The organism is Bacillus sp. FSL K6-1218, assembly GCF_038006445.1.
GTDB classification, from domain to species: Bacteria; Bacillota; Bacilli; order Bacillales; family Bacillaceae_G; genus Bacillus_A; species Bacillus_A thuringiensis_S.
Genome location: NZ_JBBOVE010000001.1, coordinates 2,854,307 through 2,875,456, shown reverse-complemented (window position 1 = coordinate 2,875,456; position 21,150 = coordinate 2,854,307). Strand labels below are relative to the sequence as shown.

Sequence of the window (21,150 nt, the reverse complement as noted above, 5' to 3'; positions counted from 1 at the left end):
ATTGAAATGGTGTACTGTGAGCTAAATAAAGTGAAACTTTAATCAGTGGGGGTTTTGTTCATCCCCACTGATTATTAATTGAACCAATTGGGCTTTTACGGGATAAATTAATAATAGAAATTTATTTATTACTTTCATGTTAGCATCGTAAAACACCTGTTATAATGATTGTAATTAAATTCATGGAGGCTAATTCTATGCTTGTAGATGTAAAGGCTTTTATTAAAGCTGCAGGTTTAACATGTATTTCATCATTAAGTGGAGATAATACATTTGCTTATAATTTTGAAACTGTAAAAAGCGCTATCGCTACATTTTTTAAGAAACTAAGATTTACCGTTTAATTTCATTTCAACCAGTAGGAAAAGAGTAATCACTTCCTACTGGTTTTTTTCTGTTTCAAGGAGCTGTTGTGACAGCATGTTTTAAGCTATAGATAGAGGATATTATCATTGAGAAGAGAAGGTTTAAATAAGGAGATGAAAATGGTTTCGTTTATCAGGAGGTAGTTACTTCGGATATAACAGACTTGGTTACTTTTTAGGAACAGCTTTTGTAACATATTTTGTACAAGCCTTTGGAGAGAGTGAAGCACTGACTTTTTGGAACAAAAATAATTTGAAAAGTAGTGTAATGGGTTGGTTATCGAAATGAATAAGATGCAATAGGGGGTAAAATGATGAAAGGGTATTTGAAAATAGTCATGTTGTTTTTGGCTTTAGCATGTATGTTTGCGCTAACAGCATGTAAAGGGACAGACGAAAAAAAGGAAACAAATCCAACCTCGGAAAATAATAAAAATGAACAAAGCAATTCTTCAGAAGAACAGAAAAATCCTGAAGCAAAACCAAGTAATGAAAAAACAACAAAACCATCACCTGAGCCAGATTCGAAAAATAGAACATTTAATCAAAAATCAATTAACCACGTTAAAGATTTATTTGAACTAGCAAAAGAAGGAAAAGTACCTAATGTACCATTTGCAGCCCATACAGGGGATATTGAAGAAATAGAAAAAGCATGGGGGAAAGCGAATAAAACCGAACATGCAGGGAATGGAATGTACGCAACTTTTACAAATAAAAATGTTGTTTTCGGATTTAATAAAGGGTCACAAGTTTTTGATGTACGCTCATATCATGCAGAACTAAAATCAATTACATTACAAGAAATTGAAAAAGCATTAGGAAAACCATCTTCAGTTAAAGGGAATGGTGAAGACAAAATATATGTATACAAAGTAAATAACCAGTATGAGTTGAAATTTGTCATTCCAAAATCGACTGGTAAGGTAGATCATATTTCCGTATTTTCACCAGAGGATAGTATTAATAAAATGGCTGGATAAGAAATTAAGTGATTTCAAAAACACCTCACTTTCTTTAAGTGAGGTGTTTTTAGTTGTAAACAAGGAACGTCTCCTTTCGTATGCGAAATACTTCACTTTTGTTTTTTAACATGCATCCAATAAGAAAGGTTGATCTACTGAAAAAGTAGTAACTTATAAATTATGTGTAGGATGGTTCACAATTTTTTTACGTTCCAAATTTTGAACAAATAGCGCTTGTACAATACCTCCAACTAATAAGAAGCTAGCACAAATATAAAACAGCATACTTCCATTTAACTTACTTAATAAAACTGCACCAATAACTGGTCCACACGTTCGAGATATATCCCAGTGTATACCGTAAATTGAAAAATATAAACCACGTTTATCATGAGGTGCAATTTCTGAAACGAATCGTAATAAATGGTTTAGAGCAATACTTTCTCCAATGACTAAAAAGAGTAAGGTGAAGAATAACGACAATATCGTCATTGAATAACTAAAGCCAACTGCAGCTATTGTATAACAGGCGTAAGAAATAAGAATAATTTTCGCCATAGAAAATTGTTCAGACCATTTCACGAGGAAAACTTGCAGGAAGATTTCCATAATAGCTTTGCATGTTGAAATAAAAACGAGTATGAGTTCGAAATCCGGAAATGTATGTTTCACGAAAATAGGATAATTTGTCTCAGTTTGTGCATAAAAAAAGCTAATAGGAAGTGTAGAAACCATAAGCCCAAATATGGCGTAATGTTTGTGTACAAAGTGTTTTGGAGATGACAATTTAAGTTTTTGCTTTGGCGTTGTAAGTGCTGGAGCAGTTTCTGGAAGCTGCGTCCATACAACTACTGCATATACCATAAGTGTAATACTTTGTATTATAAATAAATAATCAGGGTGAGTACGATAAAAAAAAGTACCAATTAAAGGACCGATTACGAAACCAATTGCCCCCATCGTTTGTAGAAGAGCAAAAATTTCTGCTTGCTGCTTTTGTTTTGTTAAATCAGCTATTTGTGCACGTTGAGCCGGAATATATAAGGAACGTCCAATCCCATTCATAACGTATAACAATGCAAATATAAAAACAGATTGAGCAAAGATGAAGCTACCAATTGCAACAGCTTGCAGTAATAAGCCGAGTAACATAATTTTCTTTCGCCCATATTTATCAGTAACTCCTCCAGCAATAAGGGTAAATACGATGTCTGAAAGTGGCTGTAGTCCAAAAATGATCATAGTTATTATTATATTACCATTTAACATTTCGTTAACATGAATAATCATAATGATAGCTAACATAGATTCAGTCGTTCGGGTTAATAATTCACCACACAGTCTAATAAAAATAGGTTTATTGTAACGAAGTAAGAGATAATTCAATATTAATTCCTCCTTTCTATATTGAAATGATAAGATGAAAGAAGAATTGGAAAAAGGGTAGAAACAATAGGGAGTATTTTTCACCTTTTAGGGGGATTATGATGTTTATTTTAGATCAATACATTGAACTATGGATTGCTTATGGAAAAGGGGAAAAAGAGGGAGAACAATTGGAAGTAACAGTGCAAAATATATCTGAAACATTATTTTGTACAGAGCGTAATAGTAAATTAATTATAAAAAAATTAGATGAGTTAAATTGGATCAAGTGGTTTCCAGGTCGCGGCAGAGGAAATCGTTCTAAGTTAATATTTCAAAAGGACCCGATATCTTTAATTTTAGATAGAGGAAAAGAAATAACGAAAAAAGGGGATGTGAAAAGCGGAAGCATATTTGTGGAACGCTATAGCTCACATTTTCCATTAGTAAAGGAAGAATATCACTCCTGGGTGGATTCAATATTTGGTCATAAGATTGAAATGACATCTGAAGGGAGAAGAGATGTACTCCGGTTGCAAGTACAAATGAATTTAGATATCACATTAGATCCTGTATACGCTACAATGCGTTCAGAATGCCATATGGTAAAACATATATTCGATACACTCGTGTATGTAGACGGTAATACAAACATTATAGAGCCAAGACTTGCATTTCACTGGGAATATAATGATGCTGAAAAAATATGGACGTTTTATTTACGAAAAGGAGTTCACTTCCATAATGGAAAACAACTTACTGCACATGATGTTATATACTCATTGAATCGATTTATGAAGCTGGAAAATAATGCACACGCATGGATGTTACAACACGTTGAAAGTATTCGTTCAGTGGATGACTACGTTGTCGAAATTCAATTACATACGGAAAATCGAATGTTTTTACATATGCTAAGTGCAGAACAGTGTTCTATCGTGAATAAAGATGAAGCAGGAGAGCTAATTGGAACAGGGCCTTTTCAATTATATAAAAGTAATGAAAATTTGTTCATTTTAGAAGGTCATCCTTTATATTTTCGTGAAAGACCTTTTTTAGATCGTGTTGAGTTGTGGAATGTAGAACAAGGTGTAAGTACATACGATGTTTTAGTAAAGGCGCAGTATAAAGATAAAGAAAAACATAATAAAGAATTGTCTCGGCTTGAGTCGAACGTGACATATATAACATGTAATCATACGAAAGAAGGACCAATGCAAGATGAGTTATTTCGGAAAGCATTATATAAAATCATTCATGGTTATACAATCGTTCAAGAACTCGGCGGAGAACGTGGAGAAGTGGCACAGAAACTAATATTAGCAGGTGAAAGCATTGTAGAGATTGAGGAAGATGTAGAAAGTTTAATTAAAAGGAGTACTTATCATAATGAAGTGCTACAACTCTACACATTTACAGGACGAGATCATGTTGAAGATGCACAATGGATACAAAAAGAGTGTGTGAAGTACGGGATTCGTGTAGAAAATAATTTTCTTGACATAGAAGAGCTATTGGAAGTAAGTACGATACAAAAGGCCGATATGATGCATGATAGTGCCACAATAAGTGAACGAATAGAAGATAGTCTATTATATATGTTTCTTACAAAAAATAGTTTTATTCATGGACAAAGCAGCATGGACTTTCATGAAAAGTTGTCTCCTTATTTTAAACAAGAAGAATTAGAGAAAAGAGTTACACTGTTACGCGATATTGAGGATACTTTGTTACGTCAAATTCATATTATTCCTTTATATCGTAATAAACAAGAGGTAAGTACACATGAAAAAGTCCAAAATATAATGATTAATTCACAAGGTTGGATTGATTTTTATAATATTTGGTTTAAATCTTGATATATAAGGTTTTTTGCGCATTTTCATAAGATGTGTAAAAGCCTTTTTTGTATGTAGGAATAGGTTTGTTTTACACATTGTTACGCTACTTGTGATAAAAGCCTATTTACAGCGTAACAGTGTTATGTTACATTGTTGTTAGGAAGGAGTGTTATACAGTTGAGTACAGATTTAATTTCAAAAAAAGATTTATTAGAACTAACTGGTATTTCATACGGACAGTTATATAGGTGGAAGAGAAAAAATTTAATACCGGAAGATTGGTTTGTACGAAAGTCAACATTCACAGGTCAAGAGACATTTTTTCCGAAAGAAAAGATATTAGAGCGCATCGATAAAATCCAAACGATGAAAGAGGATTTATCACTTGATGAACTAGCGAATATGTTTTCACCGAGTGTGAGAGAAATTCTTTTAACAAAGGAAGACATTTTACGTAAGGGGATTGCATCAGAACCAGTTTTACAATTTTTCATAGAACAAACGAATAAAACAGTAGAGTTTCACTTTGTAGATATTCTTTATGTGTACATGTTAGAAGAATTACTACAATCGGGAGAGATTAGTTTAGAAGAAGGAAAAATGGTCTTGCAAGTTTTACGTGATAATTATGAAGCGATTAAGCATAAAACTTGTGACTTAATCATCGTCCGAAAGTTAGGGATTTCTACATGTTTCTTAGTTTCAAACGTGGACGATTTAATTTTTGAAAAAGGTACTAAAATTGTTTTACACGAAGCGATTATGAAATATACCGAAGCATTAAAAACGAAACTGTTGTAGTGGAGGAGAAAGTATGCGTACAGATAATTTGATTATAAATGGTTACGGTTCATCGAATGGCGGCGAGTTTCATAAAGTGCAATTAAATGGAAAAGGGAATGTTAATGGAAATATTGAATGTGAGGAATTTGAATGTAACGGTTACGGTGCTGTTACTGGAAATTTGAAAAGTAGCAATGCAAGAATTAGTGGATCTGGTAAAGTCGATGGCACAGTTCATGCTGAAACGATGCGAATTGATGGAAAAGCAACAATTACGCAAGATGTGAAGGCAAACAGTTTGAAAATTGCAGGAAAAGGTACGATAGGTGGAAATGTCACTGGTGAAGAATTTAAAGTCAATGGTCAAGCTACAATTGACGGTAATTGTGAAGTGGATACTTTTTCTTCAGAAGGACAATTTACAATTGGCGGATTATTAAGCGCTGATGAAATAAATATTAATATTCACGGTACATGTCAAGCGAAAGAAATTGGTGGTCAAACGATTAAAGTAAGGCATAGATCAGGTACATTTAGTAGGCTATTTAAAACAGTATTTGGCTTGCAGTTAGAAGCCGAATTGTTAGAAGGTGACAATATCGATATTGATTATGCTCACATAAGAACGGTAAGAGGAAACAATGTTACAGTAGGACCGAACTGTGAGATTGAACTGATCGAATATACGGGTGTTCTTACTGTTGATAAAAATGCAAATGTAAAAGAAATTAAGCAGTTTTAACGGAAGGGGAAATCAGTATGGAACATCCACATAGTCTCACAGTAAATGGCTCTGGTAATTCAGCAGGCGGGGATTATAATAAAGTGAAGATTCGCGGTGAAGGAACGATTTCTAATGATATGAGCTGTAATGAATTTAAAACATACGGCACGAGTGAAGTGTGCGGTAATATGAAAGTGAAAAGTTATGTCGTGTATGGAGATAGTGAAGTACAAGGAAATGTAGATGCGGAATATGTAAAAGTATACGGAAATACACAAATGCATAGTGATGCTCATATTGAAAAAATAAAAGTAAGAGGTATGATAGAAGTTAAGGGGAAATTAACTGGTGATTTCGTAGATGTGAAAGGCGCTTTAAATGTAAAAGGAGATATTGAAGTTGAAGAACTATCACTAACTGGCGGCCTTGAAAGTGATGGATTACTTAATGCTGAAAATATTGAAATTTTACTTCGTTATGAAGGTAGCAAAGTAAGAGAAATTGGCGGTAAGAAGATTACCGTTCGTAAAAAAGTGAGATTTATTCCATTTACAAATCATGCTGGAAGCCTCCAAACGTCTATCATTGAAGGAGATGAGATTTATTTAGAGCATACGATTGCTGAAGTAGTAAGAGGAAATAATGTTACAATTGGTCCCGGATGTGAAATTAGTGTTGTAGAATATCATACTAGTTTTAATCAAAAAGGTAATGCAGTCGTAAAGGAACATAAACAAATATAAGTAGTATGAGGGAGAGCAAGAGATATGGTTGAGAAGAATAATAAGCTCGGCTTTGTTGTAGCGGGCTTATTGCTAGGTATTTTAATGGCATCAATGGATAATACCATTGTCGTAACAGCGATGGGAACAATCGTTGGTGATTTAGGAGGCCTTGAAAACTTTGTATGGGTCGTTTCTGCCTATATGGTCGCAGAAATGGCAGGTATGCCGATATTCGGAAAACTATCAGATATGTATGGTAGAAAGAGGTTCTTTATTTTCGGTTTAATCGTCTTTATGATTGGTTCGGCACTTTGTGGTACTGCTGAAAATATTACACAGTTAGGGATTTATCGTGCCATTCAAGGTATTGGCGGCGGGGCATTAGTGCCGATCGCGTTTACTATCGTTTTTGATATTTTCCCTCCTGAAAAGCGCGGGAAAATGGGTGGTTTATTCGGAGCAGTATTTGGTTTATCAAGTATTTTTGGTCCGTTGCTTGGTGCGTATATTACAGATTACATAAGCTGGCACTGGGTATTTTATATTAACTTACCGCTTGGCGTTTTAGCACTTATTTTTATTACATTCTTTTATAAAGAGTCACGAGTTCATAGAAAGCAAAAAATTGATTGGTTTGGCGCAATTACTTTAGTTGGTGCAGTAGTTTCTTTAATGTTTGCGCTTGAACTTGGCGGACAAAAGTATGATTGGGATTCTAACTTTATTTTAAGTTTATTTGGTGGATTCGCTATTTTAATTATTGCATTCATTTTTATTGAACGTAAAGTAGAAGAACCGATCATTTCATTTGAGATGTTTAAACAACGTTTGTTCGGAATGAGTACAATTATTGCTTTATGTTACGGAGCTGCGTTTATGTCAGCAACTGTATACATTCCATTATTCATTCAAGGTGTATACGGTGGCACTGCAACAAACTCGGGATTATTACTTTTACCAATGATGTTAGGCTCAGTCGTAACAGCGCAGTTAGGTGGGTTTTTAACGACAAAGCTTAGCTACCGAAACATTATGATCATTTCTGCGGTTATTATGCTAATTGGACTATTTTTATTAAGCACATTAACGCCAGAAACAAGTCGTGCATTATTAACAGTGTATATGATTATTATCGGATTTGGAGTCGGTTTCTCATTCTCTGTACTAAGTATGGCAGCTATTCACAATTTCGGTATGGAACAGCGCGGATCTGCGACTTCGACGAGTAATTTCATTCGTTCATTAGGTATGACACTTGGTATTACAATCTTCGGAATGATCCAAAGAACAGGTTTCCAAGATCAATTAGAAGAAGCATTTAAAGGTATGAGCGGGGGAATGAATACAAACACATTAGGGGATTCAAGAGCCATTTTATCAGAATCGGCAAGATCTCAAATCCCTCCGCAAATATTAGATAAAATTATTGATGCTCTTTCTAGTTCAATTGTTCAAACATTCATGTGGGCATTGGTACCAGCTGGATTAGCATTCATATTCATCTTCTTTATGGGAAATGAGCGTATGGTAATTAAGAAAGAACAAACAAATAAAAAAAGTGAAACATCAAAAGCGTAATGAAAAAGCTCCTTTCCAATTGGAAAGGAGCTTTTTCGTATGTATGGTATTAGATTAGCCTTCGATAATTTCGTATTCTTCGTCTGCAAGTAATAAAATTTGTGTTTTCTTACCTTTGTTTTGAACTTCGATTACATCGTATGCACCTAAGTCTCTTACTTTGCTTTGAGAAGCGTTAACCATAACTTCCATAGAATCGATTAAGATATCTTCTTCAATGTATGATTCAGGCAATGCCATATCTTCAGTTTCTAATACACATGCATATAGATTTTGTAAGTTTTCAGCAGTTGGGTTTTGTTCCTCAACATCAATGATGTTTTTTACTGCTTCCATATTTTCTTCTTTTACTTGGTATACTTTAATTTTAGCCATTGTTTTAATCTCCTTTATAACGTAATCGTAGAGGCTACACTTCATTATAACGTTTTTTTCATGAAAGATGAAATTGTTATATGTATTTATAGTAAAAATTATGTGTTATTACTCATTATTGGTGTAATTCCCTTACTAATATTATGAATAGGTAACGATATTCCTACGTTAAAGTTATATTGTCCAAGCTTTTTTGTTTTCCTTTCATATATATGTATTAGCTATTCTATATAGAGAAGGGATGGAGTGTAAGTGGATTGTGAGCCGAAACGTGATTGTGGGTGTTGCCAAAATAGTATATGTGAATTTTTACAAAGTCTAGAACCGTATACTAAAGTTGAAAGTATTGTAATAGCAGGAAACGAAATCGTTGTATCCTATTTTCTTTCATTTAATGCGATGAAAGGGATTGTATCATTCGTACAAGAAGACAGTGAGGTTATTTTTGTAGATTGCTCAAAAATTGATGCAATCCGAATAGGAAAAGTTTGTAGTTGCAAATCGAAAGTTAAATATATTGAAGAGGACTTTAGCTTGCTAGGAAATGTTTGCCCGCAATGTTTAACGGAGGGGAGTAGAATCTTTTTCGATTTTAATAATCCGGAATTAAATGTGTCTTTCCAAGCAACAACAATTAATCCACCTAGATGTACTGAATTTACAGATGAACTTGGGAATGTAGTAAAGCAAATTACTATAGTAGGCGAGGCGATTGTTTCTAGGGATTTCGTTCAAGTGCCTGAACTGTTAGGTTTTCGATTGCTTTTATCGCATCCAGCTGGAGATCCTTTAAACTACGGATTGTTATTTATTAATTTTCCTGATGCAATTTTTATTTTTATATTGGCATCAAGTGGATACCTTTCTATTTCGAACTGTTTAAAAATAGATAGTGGAACTGGTAATGCCGAAATAGAAGAGCTGAAAAAAATGATAAAGGATGACGATAGCACGTACAAGTCGGTTGTTAAATTGACTAAAGTATATAAGAACGGTGAGACGGAATCTTTTATTTATAAAAATGAGTTATAACATATCTATTGATTAACCCTCTTACATTATATTGAGGGTTTTTACATATATGAGGTGGATTGTAGTATTAAAGTAAGTGTTTTGTTAATAGGTAAGAGTAATTTCCTATTACAGAACGGTTTATTACAATAAATTATTTCAGTGAAGCTAGGGAGAAATTATTTAAGTAATCTAAATATAGTGAGGGCGTAACAGATAATATAGGTAAAACAAATAAGAAAAGGGCTATTTAAGCAGCCCTTTTTAATTATGTAATTAGCTCTTAGCAGTCTTTATCATTTTTATAAAGTTTTCCAAAACTGATATAATGTTTGATCAAGAATTGAATTATTTACTAAATTCTTTTTGAGCTGCCTTATAGCTTCCGATGATATTTTGGTAACTTGGGAGATGTTTAGCAAGTAAATTTCCAAAGCCTTCAATATCATTTCGCCAGTCACGCTGTAATTCTGCTGCCACGCTAAACCAGTTCATTAGTTGGACTCCTCCGTGAGCCATACGCATTAGGGCAGCATCAGCAACTTGTTTACTAAAAGTTCCGGACGCATCGGTTACAACAAACACTTCATAACCTGCCTTTACAGCTGATAGCGCTGGGAATGCAACACAAACATCAGTAACTACTCCTGCGATAATTAACTTCTTTTTACCAGTTGCCTCAATAGCTTTTACAAACTCTTCATTGTCCCACGCATTAATTTGTCCAGGGCGCGCTATTTTAGGCGCATTCGGAAATAATTCAATTAATTCTTGCATAAGTGGACCATTAGGACCGTCTTCGAAGCTAGTTGTTAAAATAACTGGTAAATCAAAAAAATTAGCGGTATTAGCAAGTGCTAAAACATTGTTCTTGAACTCATCAACGCCGTAGTCACGTACAAGGCTGGAAATAAGACCAGTTTGATGATCCACTAGAAGAACAGCGGCATCACTTTTTGAAAGACGAGAATAGAAATCAGACATTTTATAATCCCCCTTAAAAAGCTTATTTATAAATTAATCTTACATTTATTCAGTTTAATTGGATATATGGTTAAAACTTTATCAATAAATAGTTTTTATTTAGATAATAAGATGTACGTTCTAAAGTCGAAAAAGTGAGGCATTCTTATTTTATTAGATGTTATAATAATTTTATATTTGTGAATAATTTATAGTTATATAAAAATTAAGTTTAATAGGTGTTTTCTTATATGGTAAATGATTGATTGAAAAATTATATAAGTTTATTTTAAAAGATTTAGAATAAGATTGATTTTATAGAAGGCGGGAATGTAAATGATACATGAAGCGAATATACATACAAGAAAAAAACTAGTTTCTATGTTTGATGATTTCAATAACGTTATTTTACTTTCTTATTTACAAGGGCATATGGGTACTGCTTGGGTAAATGATCTTGAAAATCCAACAGTAGCACAAGTTACGGTAGGAATTTTCACATTTTACGCTGGAGACCCAAATGTGCAAGAAACAGAAGAGTTATTACGTAATATTCCTGAAAGAATTTTAGTTATTGTAAATAGTGAAGAGTGGAAACAACGCTTAGAAACATTCCATGAAAGAAAAATAGATAAGTTTTTACGCTATAAGTTCAAACGAAATTCAGAAGGTTTTAATCGTTCAAAATTACAGTCTTTTATATCAATACTTCCAAAAGGATATGAGTTAAAAAGAATAGATGAGCATATCGCAAATAGCCCTACATTACATCAGATCTCTGAAGATTTTACAAGTCAATTTCAGTCGGTAGAAGATTATATAAACCGTGGTATAGGTTATAGCATTTTATATAACGGAGAAGTTGTATGCGGTGCATCCTCGTATAGTATTTATAATGATGGAATTGAAATTGAAGTTGCGACTGATCACAATCATAGAAGAAAAGGTTTGGCAACTGTAGTTAGTGCAGCTCTTATATTGGATTGCTTAGAAAATGGAAAGTATCCAAACTGGGACGCAGCGAATACTACATCTGCTAACCTAGCAGAAAAGTTAGGATATGTTTTTGATAAAGCGTATGATATTTATTTTGTGGATAATAGATGAGTAAAGGAATTACATACTAAAAAATAAATACGCCCTAGTACGTAAGTCTAGGGCGTATTTATTAGTTGGTAAATATCTTCATAACAATCTTATCACATTTTATCTTTTGAATGTTTGGAATTAAAGATATTTATGTGGCTTTTTGAAAAAATAAAAGAGCAGCTAGCAAAAGCTAACTGCTCCTCTCCAAGGGGGAATGGAGAAATACAATCATGTTACCTATAGTATTGACGGAACATTGAGTTTTAATCAGCCATTTATAAAAGGAGAGATAAAATATCTTTGATTAATCCTTAGGCTCCAATTAGGAGTACTGATAGAAAAACGATTGAGAATATACTTTTTATTACATTTACAATTTAAATAGTAGAACGTGTTTATCGTAGTTCTCCAAACACCAATTATATTTTTTTAGAATAATTGGATGGACTGCTTCTTTTGTAGTATCGACTTCAGTATAGCCATATTTCTTATAAAAGTTTTCTAATTCCTCAAAAGGAAGACAATATACATCTTGTATTTGTGATTTTTTTATAGTTTCTACTAAAAATGAAACAAGCTCACCAGCTAATTGTAGCCCTCTAAATTTAGGGAGAATAAAAATCCCACCCATTTCTATAGTATCTGCATCTATTTGGACTAATCGTCCAACACCTGCATACTCGTTGTTATATGTAATAATTGCAACTTTATCTCTCTTTAAATCACTTCGTACAAATCCTATCGATTCATATTGATTATTAATCCATTCTAGATCATTAGATGTAGCCAATTGAATACTCATATACATCCTCCTTCGAAATACTAGCGCTATCTTCATTATATAGAACATTTGTTTAATTTATTAGTTAAAGGTGTGGGTTTGCTGGCATTGAAATAATGGCTTCACCAAACATAGGATAATAATCTTGTGAATTTAGTGTTACATAGTCAAAATAAAAATTAGTTCATACGTTCGGTAACGCGATATTGTTTAAGTGTATAGAGATCATAGCGTTATTTTAATTAGTAGTTACTGTATTAATTGAATCTCTTAAGGAAATGTGATAATCGCCAGCCTAGTTGATGCAAATTGTATTAGAGTTTAGTAAAAAAATCCTCCTGAAAAAGGGGGGATTAAATATAAGAGCACTTCGAAAAGTGCCCTTCAGTAACGACTACTCATTCTAAAAAGAAAGGATGCAATATATCATATGAAGTTAAGTGTATTTAAGTATGGGTCTTTTATATAAATGTGAAATAAAAGAGGGTTGTCTTCTTGTTAGAAGGCAGTTTTTTGTTATTACAAAAAAGAATTAGAAGTAAAATATAAATTCAAGTTACTTGTCCAAACAAATTATTAAAAAATACATAAAATGCTAGTAGTTAGCCAATATTTTCATATTGCTAAATTTTTAGACTAAAAGGAGTGATTTTATGTGTGATTGTGAAGTTTGTAGAAGAAAGAAAAAACGTGATCCATTAAATCGAGATTTTGAACCAAAAAAACAGGTTTCTGAGCCAATAAATCAGGATTCCGAATCAGTAAATTCTTATTCATATAGTAAAAATGCAAATTTTTTAGAAGAAGCTATACAAACAGATGAAATCGATCAAGTTTCTGAGGAATATATTGAAATAGTAGATTCAGCAGATGTACAAGTTACTACTACAGATACAAAAGCTGCGCTATCTATCCAAGCCGCGTTACAAGCAGCTATTGTGGTTGTAGTAAGTATTTCTATAGCAGATAGTGAAAAAGCAGATAAAATAACACAAGAATTGTTTCAAAAATCATCTATTAAACAAATTAATAGACAAAAAACATTTATTAAAAATTCCAGAAACGTAACCGTAACAACTACTGATACAGATATTGCAGTGAATATTCAAATTCTTCTTCAAATTTTATTAGCTTTACTAGTTAAACTAAACATTTTATAAAGTGTCAATTCTGTTTATATTTAGCCATAAGGTTCACTTTAGGTAAATATTTTTTGCTGTAATATTTGGTACAAGCTTGGACTTCTCATTATGACTGAATTAATATTCAAGATTGATGGGAAATTAAGTGTGGAAAGCTACACAATAACAAAGGTAAACTTATTATTTAACAGTGAACAAAACTTATATATGTGAAGTAAAGGAAGGCTGTCTTCGTATTAGAAGACAGCTTTTTGATTTTATTAGTAAAAAGTAGTGAAAATAAAAGATTAAGTTACTTGTCCAAGCATTTTGTATTTAAATACATATAATGCTGGTAGTTATTTGAAATTTTTATAAAAAAACTGATTGGAGTGAACATTGTAAATGGATGATTTAAATAAATTCTCTTCCTTTAAGTTTGATAAGGATCAAAAGAATATAATTATAGACCTTTTACTCTCAGATATTTTTAATAGGCATGGGATAAATGAAGAAAAATTAAAGAATTTATCGCCAGAAAAAAAGCAGCAAATTAAAAGTATTGTTTCTGAAATACAATCACAGGTTAATAGTTATTTAGATTGAAAGGGGGTGAACTTATGGAAAAAACATGTCATTCAGATGGAAATAAAAAGTGGAGTGCATTAGATTCTTCAAATCCTCATCCGTCTTTTAAAAACGCTAATGTTTCAGAAGCTGCTGCACAAGAAAGTAAAACTTATCAAATTTCTGAAGAATCTATTACAATAGTAGATTCAGCAGATGTAGAAGTTACTACTACAGATACAAAAGCTGCGTTATCTATTCAAGCAGCTTTACAAGCAGCTATTGTGGTTATAATAAGTATTTCTATAGCAGATAGTGAAAAAGCTGACCGTGTAGCACAAGAATTGTTTCAAAAATCATCTATTAAACAAGTTAATAAACAAGAAACTGTTATTAGAAATTCTAGAAATGTTACAGTTACGACTACAGATACAGACATAGCAGTAAATGTTCAAATTCTTCTCCAAATTTTATTAGCTTTACTAGTAAAATTAAATATTTTATAAAATGTTTAACCTTTTTTAGATATAGTGCATCTTACAGGTAAATATTCACTATTTTAATTATAGTACAGGCTATAAATATTTATCATAACTGGACTAATATTCAACATCACCAAAGTATGAATGTAAACAAACAATGTGATGGAAAATAAAGTTTGGTTATTTTATGAAAATTGAAAAGCCATTTCATTTATTGGATTTGGCTTTTCAATTTTAAACAGTATAAATTTGAAAAGATAATATTAAGTTAAAGAAGTAAAATATACTGATACAAAATACTTATAAATTTACTCGTGTTATAGAAAATAATAAGAAAAAGGTGTTTAAAATAGAATCATTTTCATTAACAGTTCAAGTTTTGAAGAATAGTGCATACAATATAAAGTGTTTTCCTTTCTTCATTTAAGTTTTACGTATATAATTTAAAAGTACTATTTTTATTTTATTATTTTATATTTATAACAGAATAGAGGTTTAAAAATGGGTGTTAAAATCATTACGGATAGTGCGGCGGATTTACCAGTAGAATTGCTGCAAGCATATGATATTGATTTAATTCCACTCCGTGTATATGATGAAGCAGAAACAGAGTATTTAGATGGAGTAACATTAGAGTCAGTTACATTATTGCAAAAAATGAGAGAAGGCGCTGTTTATAGAACGTCATTGCCTTCACTTGAAACTTTCCAAGAAAAATTTGTTTCTTATGCAAAAGAAGGTAACCCTTGTATATATTTAGCTTTTTCATCTGAACTGTCTGGTACATATCAATCATCAGTTGTCATTAAAGAGGAAGTAAAAGAAACATATGTAGATTTAGATTTAGAAATTATTGATACGAAATGTGCTTCGCTTGGTCAAGGTCTTGTCGTTTTAGAAGCTGCTAAAATGGCAAAAGACGGCGCATCAAAAGAAGATATTTTAAACCGTGTCGCTTTTCTAATGAACCATATGGAGCACATCTTCACTGTAGCTGACTTACAGTACCTTGTTAGAGGTGGACGTTTAAGTAAAGTAGCTGGTTTTATCGGTGGTTTACTAAACATTAAGCCTATCTTAAACGTGGAAGAAGGAAAACTTGTACCACTTGAAAAGGTACGAGGGAAAAAGAAAGTATTAAGCCGTATTGTTGATATTATGGAAGAGCGTGGTAAAGACCTTAAAGGTCAAATAATCGGTATGACTCACGGTGACGATTTAGAAACAGCTGAAGCATTAAAATCATTAATTACGGAAAGATTCGGTTGTGAAGTATTTATCGTAAATACAATTGGTGCAGCAATCGGAGCACATACAGGTCCTGGCGTTATAACGTTATTTTTCTTAAATGAAGTAGAGTAAAGGATTGATCTTTTGATCAATCCTTTTTTATTTTTTAATCTGTGATAATCGGTCGATATGGTATTGATGAAGATGAAACCTTTGAAGTTAGCCTATATCAAATGCAATCTTGTAGAGGGAGTATTTTTTTTATGTGGAATGATACTTTATGGTAGAAGAAAAGAGTATAAATAAGAATGTATTTATAGGAATCTGAATATTTAAGGATATCGAAATTTTTTTATTTCATATATAATTGTGTAGGAAGAAATATCTGTAACTATTTGTAAAAATAGGAGGCGGCTATAAAAATGCAAGAAATTGCTAGATGGGATTTAAATCGATTGTATTTGAATGAGGATATTCTATTTCCGATTTTAGAGTTGAAAAAGCAATATTTTGTAACAAAAGATGTAGAGGTTCTTTCAAAGCTTATACAAGCTATTGAAAAAGCAGAATACTATTTGTACTGTCAATCGGTTGAAGAAAGTGTTTCATCTGACCTTACTAAATTGAATGTGAAAGTGAAGGAACTAAAAAGTGAAGTACAGCAAATAATAAAACATAGTGAAGTAGAAACTTCCGATAATATTAATACTAAGTTTATAAAAAATGAACTTAGTGCGTGGGAAAATATGTACATACAATTACGGGATAGGATAGAAATAGAGCACAATAATAAACAATTATCCTTTGGACAAGCAAATAATATTGCAATGAATAGTGAAAATGAAAAGGAAAGATTAGAAGTATTCGAGTTACTTACAAATACTTTACATAAGGAAAAAGAAATCTTTGCTACTGTATTAAATCAAATAGGGAGATTGCGTAATGCAAAGAGTAGTGAAATAGAAGATAGAGAGATTTTAACACAATCTTTTCATGCGAATGGCATTTCAGAAACTGTATTATTCCAAATGTGGAATGCGACAGAAGAAAACCTTGATAAATTAGTAAGTGCTTTAAACGTGTATAAGAAAGGGAAAGTTTCAATTACATGGCATGAACTTATGACGGTAAAGGAAAGTAATGAGGTCATGATTCCTTTTTCAGTAGCAATACAAAACGTTTATGATGCATGTAAGAATATTGATGAAGAATTAGCAGAATTTGCACGTAATGCGATAGAAAGTGGTTGGGTAGATGCTGAACCGAGAGAGAATAAACCACCAGGTGGGTTTTGTGCTCCATTTTTCAGTGAGAAAGAATCGCGAATTTCCATTCGTTATGATGGGAGTATAGATAGTGTAAGAGTGCTCGCTCATGAATTAGGACATGCTTGGCATTTTTATAATATGAGTTTTGAACAATCTACATCTTTTTTAGATGATTATTTGCCAATGAGTACGGCTGAATCAGCATCTATTTTCTTTGAAACGGTACTCTTAAATTATCTAATTGAAACAACGGATAGTAAAGATACGAAAAAGTCATTACTTAGCTGGAAAATAAGAAATAGTTTTAATTATGTAATGGCAATACGAGCATCGTATCAGTTTGAAAAAACATTTTATGAAAAATGTAAAGAGGGTCCTTTAAGTGCTGATGAAATTGAGAAATTATCTATAATTGCACAAAAAGAAGCTTATGGAAATGCTTTAAGTGAATACCAGCCGTTTGTATGGATGAAATATATTCAATTTTATATAGCAGATGTTCCTTTTTACAATTATCCATACACATTTGGATATTTAGTAAGTTTTAGTTTATTAGAAATAGCTCAAGAAGGTAAAAGTACTTTTCATTCGAAATATAAAGAGTTTTTACGAGAAACAGGAAAGGCTCCAGTGGAAGAGCTTATGAAAAAACATTTTGAAATAGATATAAGAAATTATGAATTTTGGAATAAAGCTTTTATTCAAATTTCTAAAGACATTGATGAATATTTGCAGCTTATGTAAGGGGAGAGTATAGTGGATCAGCAGTTTATAAAAGGTATACCTTTTTCAACTTTAGAATATGCAAAAGCTATAAGTTTATTAAAAGGTTGGCTACATGAACAACAAGAGAAACCAAGGTTTGTAGTAACTGCAAATCCTGAAATTGTTATGTCTGCAAAGGGAAATACGGGAAAATCAAAGCAGTTTAAAAAGATGTTACTATCTGCGGATTTAATAACAGCGGACGGGATTGGTGTCATAATTGGCTCGAAAATATTAAAAGGAACTTTGAAAGAACGTGTTACTGGGGCGGATTTAACTCACGATTTAATAAAATATTGTAACGACAATGAATATCGTGTCTTTCTTTTTGGAGCCGCTCCAGAAAGTAATAAAAAGGCATTAGAAAAATTAAATGAGCAGTTCCCAGGAGCACAGTTTAAAGGACAGCATGGATTTGTAAATGGTGAAGAAATAGAAGAAATAAAAATGAAAATTAAGCAATTCAAGCCGCATTTACTACTCGTAGGACTAGGTTCACCAAAACAAGAAGAGTTCATCTATGAAAACATACAAACATTAAACGTTCCGCTATCTATTGGTATCGGAGGCATGATTGATATAATATCTGGCACTGTAAAAAGAGCACCAAAAATAATGAGGGATACTGGAACTGAATGGCTGTATAGGTTACTCTCACAGCCGAAAAGGTTAAAGAGACAACTTGTACTTCCGAAATTTTTATTGTCGGTTATGTTAGAGAGAGTGAAAGGAATGCCAAGTTAAGAAAGGACAAGTAAGATGATAGAGCCGTTATCTAATGAAAAAGCTACAATGATTTTTCAAGAGCTGAAAGTAGAATGTGAAACTTTATTTGAATTTAAAATTCGAAATGCAATACCTATTCATCGTGGTTGGCTAAATTTGAAGTGGAAACTCGAAACGGATGCAGGGGATTTTGTATTAAAGCAATATAATCAAGAACGGTACAAAATGTATAACTCAGACCTTTTAATACAAGCATTACAACAACAGCAAAGATTACATAATAATGGTGTAAGTTGTCCAAGGGTATTAATTTATAAAAATAATGTAATGCATATATCAAAAAGTGATGAAAGATTTATAGTATTAGAACATAAGGAAGGTAGCTTAGTTTCACCAGGAAAAGTGAATCAAAAGGAAATTCACTCTCTTGGTCAGACGATAGGTTATATGCATAACTTGTTAAATGATGGCTCTTTAATAAAAGGAGAAAATCCTAAATTTGTTCCACCTACTAAAGAGGCAAGATTGAAACATTGGGAAGATAAAAGGAGAGAAGTAGAGAAGCTAGGAAAAGAGCACATTCTCCCTTATATAAAATTACAGCAAGAAGCAACACAATTGGTAAATACAGAACAATTTCATAATAGCCAACGGGCATGGGTGCACCGTGATTTATGGGTAGATAATTTCTTGTTTCTTAATGATAAAGTATCAGCGATTCTTGATTTTGATCGCATGGATTACGATTATGTAGAGTTAGATATTGGCCGTGTAGTTATATCGTGCGCATTAAGTGACGGAGTATTAAATAAGAGTCTTGTTGCATCATTTTTAGAAGGGTACCGCAATGAAGTAGACTTTCCAGTAGGGAATATTGTTCGGGCAATTCAAATGCTTTGGTACTTGGTGGATCCATGCCAATATGGATCAGCATAGTGTACCACCTTCACGCTTTGCAGATGAAATGAATTGGATAGCTGAAAATTATGGTGTATTACATAATATATTGGCCGACTTATAAATAAAGAGGAGACTACATACATGAACAGAACCGGCATTATTGGAGCAATGCAAATTGAAATAGATTTACTTTTAGAAAAACTAGTTATACAAGAGGAACAGACAATAGCGGGAATGCCTTTTTATATTGGAGAATTCATGGGAATAGAAGTAATTATTACACGTTCTGGTGTAGGGAAAGTAAATGCAGCTGCATGCGCGCAAACATTAATTCATAAATTTGATGTAGACTCTATCATTAATACGGGCGTTGCTGGCGGATTACATTCAGATGTAAAAGTCGGCGATATAGTTATTTCAACTAACGTTACTCATCATGATGTAAGTAAAACTCAAATGAAAAATTTATTTCCGTTCAAGGAAGAATTTATCGCAAGTAAGGAATTAATAGAGTTAGCACGTAAAGCTTGTATTAGTAGTAGTTTACAGATTGCAGTTCATGAAGGAAGAATTGTCAGCGGTGAATGTTTTGTTGAAGATTCAAAGTTAAAGGCGAAATTAATAGACGAATACGCACCTCATTGTACAGAAATGGAAGGGGCAGCAATTGGACATGTTGCCTACATAAATGATATACCGTTTCTCATTATAAGATGTATTTCTGACAGCGCAGATGATGAAGCTCAAATTTCTTATGATGACTTCGCGAAAACTGCTGCGAATTATTGCTCAGAAATTATTATTGAGATGCTTAAAAATATAACGAGTAAAACTGTACTATAGTTCAAAAGGAGAGAATGAGATGTTACAAGCATTAATTTTTGATATGGACGGAACGTTATTTCAAACAGATAAAATTTTAGAATTATCATTAGATGATACTTTCAATCACTTAAGATCACTACAATTATGGGATACAGTAACACCAATTGATAAATATAGAGAAATTATGGGTGTGCCGTTACCGAAAGTTTGGGAAGCTTTATTACCGGACCATTCTATTGAAGTAAGAGAACAAACAGATGCATATTTTTTAGATAGACTTATTGAAAACATAAAAAGCGGAAAAGGCGCTTTATATCCAAATGTAAAAGAAATATTTACATATATAAAAGAAAATAATTGTTCAATTTACATTGCTAGTAATGGTTTGAAAGAATATTTACGAGCAATCGTAACTTATTATGCTTTAGACAAGTGGGTGACTGAAACGTTTAGTATTGAACAAATACAATCGTTAAATAAAAGTGACTTAGTTAAAAGTATTATGAACAAATATGATATAAAAGAGGCAGCGGTAGTTGGTGACCGGCTATCTGATATAAATGCAGCGAAAGACAACAGTTTACTTGCAATTGGATGCAATTTTGATTTTGCGCAAGAAGAGGAACTTGCTCAGGCTGATATAGTAATAGATGATTTAATAGAGTTAAAGCGGATACTGCCTGCTGTACAGAGATAAATAA

General features: G+C 32.4%; 21 protein-coding genes and 2 pseudogenes. 19 read left to right on the top strand and 4 right to left on the bottom strand.

Going from position 1 to position 21,150, the window contains the following annotated elements; genetic code table 11:
- The first annotated feature begins 197 nt into the window (after positions 1 to 197).
- The 3 genes and pseudogenes from MHI26_RS14610 (at position 198) to MHI26_RS14600 (ending at position 1,348) form a co-directional block, all read left to right on the top strand.
- A complete protein-coding gene (locus MHI26_RS14610; protein WP_000959550.1) occupies positions 198 to 344 on the top strand; it encodes a hypothetical protein in 147 nt (48 codons plus the stop codon).
- 139 nt (positions 345 to 483) lie between these two features.
- Positions 484 to 654, top strand: a pseudogene (locus MHI26_RS14605) (aminopeptidase); the annotation flags it as partial.
- A gap of 22 nt (positions 655 to 676) precedes the next feature.
- The gene (locus MHI26_RS14600) at positions 677 to 1,348 is read left to right on the top strand and encodes a YjgB family protein (RefSeq protein ID WP_003307222.1); all 672 of its coding nucleotides are present in this window, start codon (positions 677 to 679) and stop codon (positions 1,346 to 1,348) included.
- A gap of 153 nt (positions 1,349 to 1,501) precedes the next feature.
- Here MHI26_RS14600 and MHI26_RS14595 read toward each other — a convergent pair whose 3' ends face one another.
- Positions 1,502 to 2,716, bottom strand: coding sequence for an MDR family MFS transporter (locus MHI26_RS14595; protein WP_061666569.1), 1,215 nt, complete (start codon positions 2,714 to 2,716; stop codon positions 1,502 to 1,504).
- 101 nt (positions 2,717 to 2,817) lie between these two features.
- On the opposite strand from MHI26_RS14595, the gene MHI26_RS14590 reads away from it, so the two are divergent.
- The 5 genes from MHI26_RS14590 to MHI26_RS14570 all read left to right on the top strand — a co-directional run bounded on the left by MHI26_RS14590 (position 2,818) and on the right by MHI26_RS14570 (position 8,346).
- On the top strand, positions 2,818 to 4,554 hold the full coding sequence (locus tag MHI26_RS14590) for an ABC transporter substrate-binding protein (protein ID WP_000470189.1): 1,737 nt from the start codon (positions 2,818 to 2,820) through the stop codon (positions 4,552 to 4,554).
- A 159-nt stretch (positions 4,555 to 4,713) separates the two neighbouring features.
- Positions 4,714 to 5,337 (top strand): YhbD family protein, encoded by a 624-nt coding sequence (locus MHI26_RS14585; protein ID WP_061666570.1) that lies wholly within the window; start codon positions 4,714 to 4,716, stop codon positions 5,335 to 5,337.
- A 13-nt stretch (positions 5,338 to 5,350) separates the two neighbouring features.
- Positions 5,351 to 6,061: a bactofilin family protein gene (locus MHI26_RS14580; protein WP_061666571.1), complete on the top strand. Its 711-nt coding sequence runs from the start codon at positions 5,351 to 5,353 to the stop codon at positions 6,059 to 6,061.
- 17 nt (positions 6,062 to 6,078) lie between these two features.
- Complete coding sequence (locus MHI26_RS14575; protein ID WP_061666572.1) at positions 6,079 to 6,786, top strand: polymer-forming cytoskeletal protein; 708 nt, start codon at positions 6,079 to 6,081, stop codon at positions 6,784 to 6,786.
- 24 nt (positions 6,787 to 6,810) lie between these two features.
- Positions 6,811 to 8,346: an MDR family MFS transporter gene (locus MHI26_RS14570; RefSeq protein ID WP_000229632.1), complete on the top strand. Its 1,536-nt coding sequence runs from the start codon at positions 6,811 to 6,813 to the stop codon at positions 8,344 to 8,346.
- A 54-nt stretch (positions 8,347 to 8,400) separates the two neighbouring features.
- Here MHI26_RS14570 and MHI26_RS14565 read toward each other — a convergent pair whose 3' ends face one another.
- Positions 8,401 to 8,721 (bottom strand): hypothetical protein, encoded by a 321-nt coding sequence (locus MHI26_RS14565; protein WP_001062742.1) that lies wholly within the window; start codon positions 8,719 to 8,721, stop codon positions 8,401 to 8,403.
- Positions 8,722 to 8,973: 252 nt separating this feature from the next.
- On the opposite strand from MHI26_RS14565, the gene MHI26_RS14560 reads away from it, so the two are divergent.
- Entirely contained in the window at positions 8,974 to 9,753 is a 780-nt protein-coding gene (locus tag MHI26_RS14560; protein ID WP_061666573.1) for a BC_2878 family exosporium-associated protein, read from the top strand.
- A gap of 327 nt (positions 9,754 to 10,080) precedes the next feature.
- On the opposite strand, the gene ycaC is transcribed toward MHI26_RS14560, so the two are convergent.
- Entirely contained in the window at positions 10,081 to 10,716 is a 636-nt protein-coding gene (gene ycaC, locus MHI26_RS14555; RefSeq protein ID WP_001279448.1) for an isochorismate family cysteine hydrolase YcaC, read from the bottom strand.
- Positions 10,717 to 11,031: 315 nt separating this feature from the next.
- Between ycaC and MHI26_RS14550 the strand changes: the two genes are divergently transcribed.
- Positions 11,032 to 11,802: a GNAT family N-acetyltransferase gene (locus MHI26_RS14550; RefSeq protein WP_061666574.1), complete on the top strand. Its 771-nt coding sequence runs from the start codon at positions 11,032 to 11,034 to the stop codon at positions 11,800 to 11,802.
- Between the two features lie 352 nt (positions 11,803 to 12,154).
- Here the strand turns inward: MHI26_RS14550 and MHI26_RS14545 are convergent, their stop codons facing one another.
- A complete protein-coding gene (locus tag MHI26_RS14545) occupies positions 12,155 to 12,586 on the bottom strand; it encodes a GNAT family N-acetyltransferase (RefSeq protein WP_061666575.1) in 432 nt (143 codons plus the stop codon).
- A 632-nt stretch (positions 12,587 to 13,218) separates the two neighbouring features.
- Here MHI26_RS14545 and MHI26_RS14540 point away from each other — a divergent pair.
- The 9 genes and pseudogenes from MHI26_RS14540 (at position 13,219) to MHI26_RS14500 (ending at position 21,146) form a co-directional block, all read left to right on the top strand.
- Positions 13,219 to 13,725: a spore coat protein gene (locus MHI26_RS14540; RefSeq protein WP_061666576.1), complete on the top strand. Its 507-nt coding sequence runs from the start codon at positions 13,219 to 13,221 to the stop codon at positions 13,723 to 13,725.
- Positions 13,726 to 14,091: 366 nt separating this feature from the next.
- Positions 14,092 to 14,292 (top strand): hypothetical protein, encoded by a 201-nt coding sequence (locus tag MHI26_RS14535; protein WP_000342254.1) that lies wholly within the window; start codon positions 14,092 to 14,094, stop codon positions 14,290 to 14,292.
- Positions 14,293 to 14,306: 14 nt separating this feature from the next.
- On the top strand, positions 14,307 to 14,759 hold the full coding sequence (locus MHI26_RS14530; protein ID WP_061666577.1) for a spore coat protein: 453 nt from the start codon (positions 14,307 to 14,309) through the stop codon (positions 14,757 to 14,759).
- 477 nt (positions 14,760 to 15,236) lie between these two features.
- Complete coding sequence (locus tag MHI26_RS14525) at positions 15,237 to 16,097, top strand: DegV family protein (protein ID WP_000538279.1); 861 nt, start codon at positions 15,237 to 15,239, stop codon at positions 16,095 to 16,097.
- 290 nt (positions 16,098 to 16,387) lie between these two features.
- Positions 16,388 to 17,977 carry a M3 family metallopeptidase gene (locus tag MHI26_RS14520; RefSeq protein WP_001155366.1) on the top strand — a complete coding sequence of 530 codons (1,590 nt, stop codon included), beginning with the start codon at positions 16,388 to 16,390 and terminating at the stop codon, positions 17,975 to 17,977.
- A 12-nt stretch (positions 17,978 to 17,989) separates the two neighbouring features.
- Positions 17,990 to 18,742, top strand: a complete 753-nt coding sequence (locus MHI26_RS14515; protein ID WP_000372661.1) for a WecB/TagA/CpsF family glycosyltransferase — start codon at positions 17,990 to 17,992, stop codon at positions 18,740 to 18,742.
- Positions 18,743 to 18,757: 15 nt separating this feature from the next.
- Positions 18,758 to 19,745: pseudogene (locus MHI26_RS14510) on the top strand (phosphotransferase).
- A gap of 20 nt (positions 19,746 to 19,765) precedes the next feature.
- The gene (locus MHI26_RS14505) at positions 19,766 to 20,467 is read left to right on the top strand and encodes a 5'-methylthioadenosine/adenosylhomocysteine nucleosidase (RefSeq protein WP_001082283.1); all 702 of its coding nucleotides are present in this window, start codon (positions 19,766 to 19,768) and stop codon (positions 20,465 to 20,467) included.
- Positions 20,468 to 20,486: 19 nt separating this feature from the next.
- Positions 20,487 to 21,146 (top strand): HAD hydrolase-like protein, encoded by a 660-nt coding sequence (locus MHI26_RS14500; RefSeq protein WP_000938427.1) that lies wholly within the window; start codon positions 20,487 to 20,489, stop codon positions 21,144 to 21,146.
- Positions 21,147 to 21,150: the final 4 nt, after the last annotated feature.

Excerpts from the sequence above, each read along its gene's own strand:
- MHI26_RS14610 (WP_000959550.1), top strand. The coding sequence starts at position 198 with ATGCTTGTAGATGTAAAGGCTTTTATTAAAGCTGCAGGTTTAACATGT.
- MHI26_RS14600 (WP_003307222.1), top strand. The coding sequence starts at position 677 with ATGATGAAAGGGTATTTGAAAATAGTCATGTTGTTTTTGGCTTTAGCA.
- MHI26_RS14590 (WP_000470189.1), top strand. The coding sequence starts at position 2,818 with ATGTTTATTTTAGATCAATACATTGAACTATGGATTGCTTATGGAAAA.
- MHI26_RS14580 (WP_061666571.1), top strand. The coding sequence starts at position 5,351 with ATGCGTACAGATAATTTGATTATAAATGGTTACGGTTCATCGAATGGC.
- MHI26_RS14575 (WP_061666572.1), top strand. The coding sequence starts at position 6,079 with ATGGAACATCCACATAGTCTCACAGTAAATGGCTCTGGTAATTCAGCA.
- MHI26_RS14570 (WP_000229632.1), top strand. The coding sequence starts at position 6,811 with ATGGTTGAGAAGAATAATAAGCTCGGCTTTGTTGTAGCGGGCTTATTG.
- MHI26_RS14565 (WP_001062742.1), bottom strand. The coding sequence starts at position 8,721 with ATGGCTAAAATTAAAGTATACCAAGTAAAAGAAGAAAATATGGAAGCA.
- ycaC (WP_001279448.1), bottom strand. The coding sequence starts at position 10,716 with ATGTCTGATTTCTATTCTCGTCTTTCAAAAAGTGATGCCGCTGTTCTT.
- MHI26_RS14550 (WP_061666574.1), top strand. The coding sequence starts at position 11,032 with ATGATACATGAAGCGAATATACATACAAGAAAAAAACTAGTTTCTATG.
- MHI26_RS14545 (WP_061666575.1), bottom strand. The coding sequence starts at position 12,586 with ATGAGTATTCAATTGGCTACATCTAATGATCTAGAATGGATTAATAAT.
- MHI26_RS14540 (WP_061666576.1), top strand. The coding sequence starts at position 13,219 with ATGTGTGATTGTGAAGTTTGTAGAAGAAAGAAAAAACGTGATCCATTA.
- MHI26_RS14535 (WP_000342254.1), top strand. The coding sequence starts at position 14,092 with ATGGATGATTTAAATAAATTCTCTTCCTTTAAGTTTGATAAGGATCAA.
- MHI26_RS14530 (WP_061666577.1), top strand. The coding sequence starts at position 14,307 with ATGGAAAAAACATGTCATTCAGATGGAAATAAAAAGTGGAGTGCATTA.
- MHI26_RS14525 (WP_000538279.1), top strand. The coding sequence starts at position 15,237 with ATGGGTGTTAAAATCATTACGGATAGTGCGGCGGATTTACCAGTAGAA.
- MHI26_RS14520 (WP_001155366.1), top strand. The coding sequence starts at position 16,388 with ATGCAAGAAATTGCTAGATGGGATTTAAATCGATTGTATTTGAATGAG.
- MHI26_RS14505 (WP_001082283.1), top strand. The coding sequence starts at position 19,766 with ATGAACAGAACCGGCATTATTGGAGCAATGCAAATTGAAATAGATTTA.
- MHI26_RS14500 (WP_000938427.1), top strand. The coding sequence starts at position 20,487 with ATGTTACAAGCATTAATTTTTGATATGGACGGAACGTTATTTCAAACA.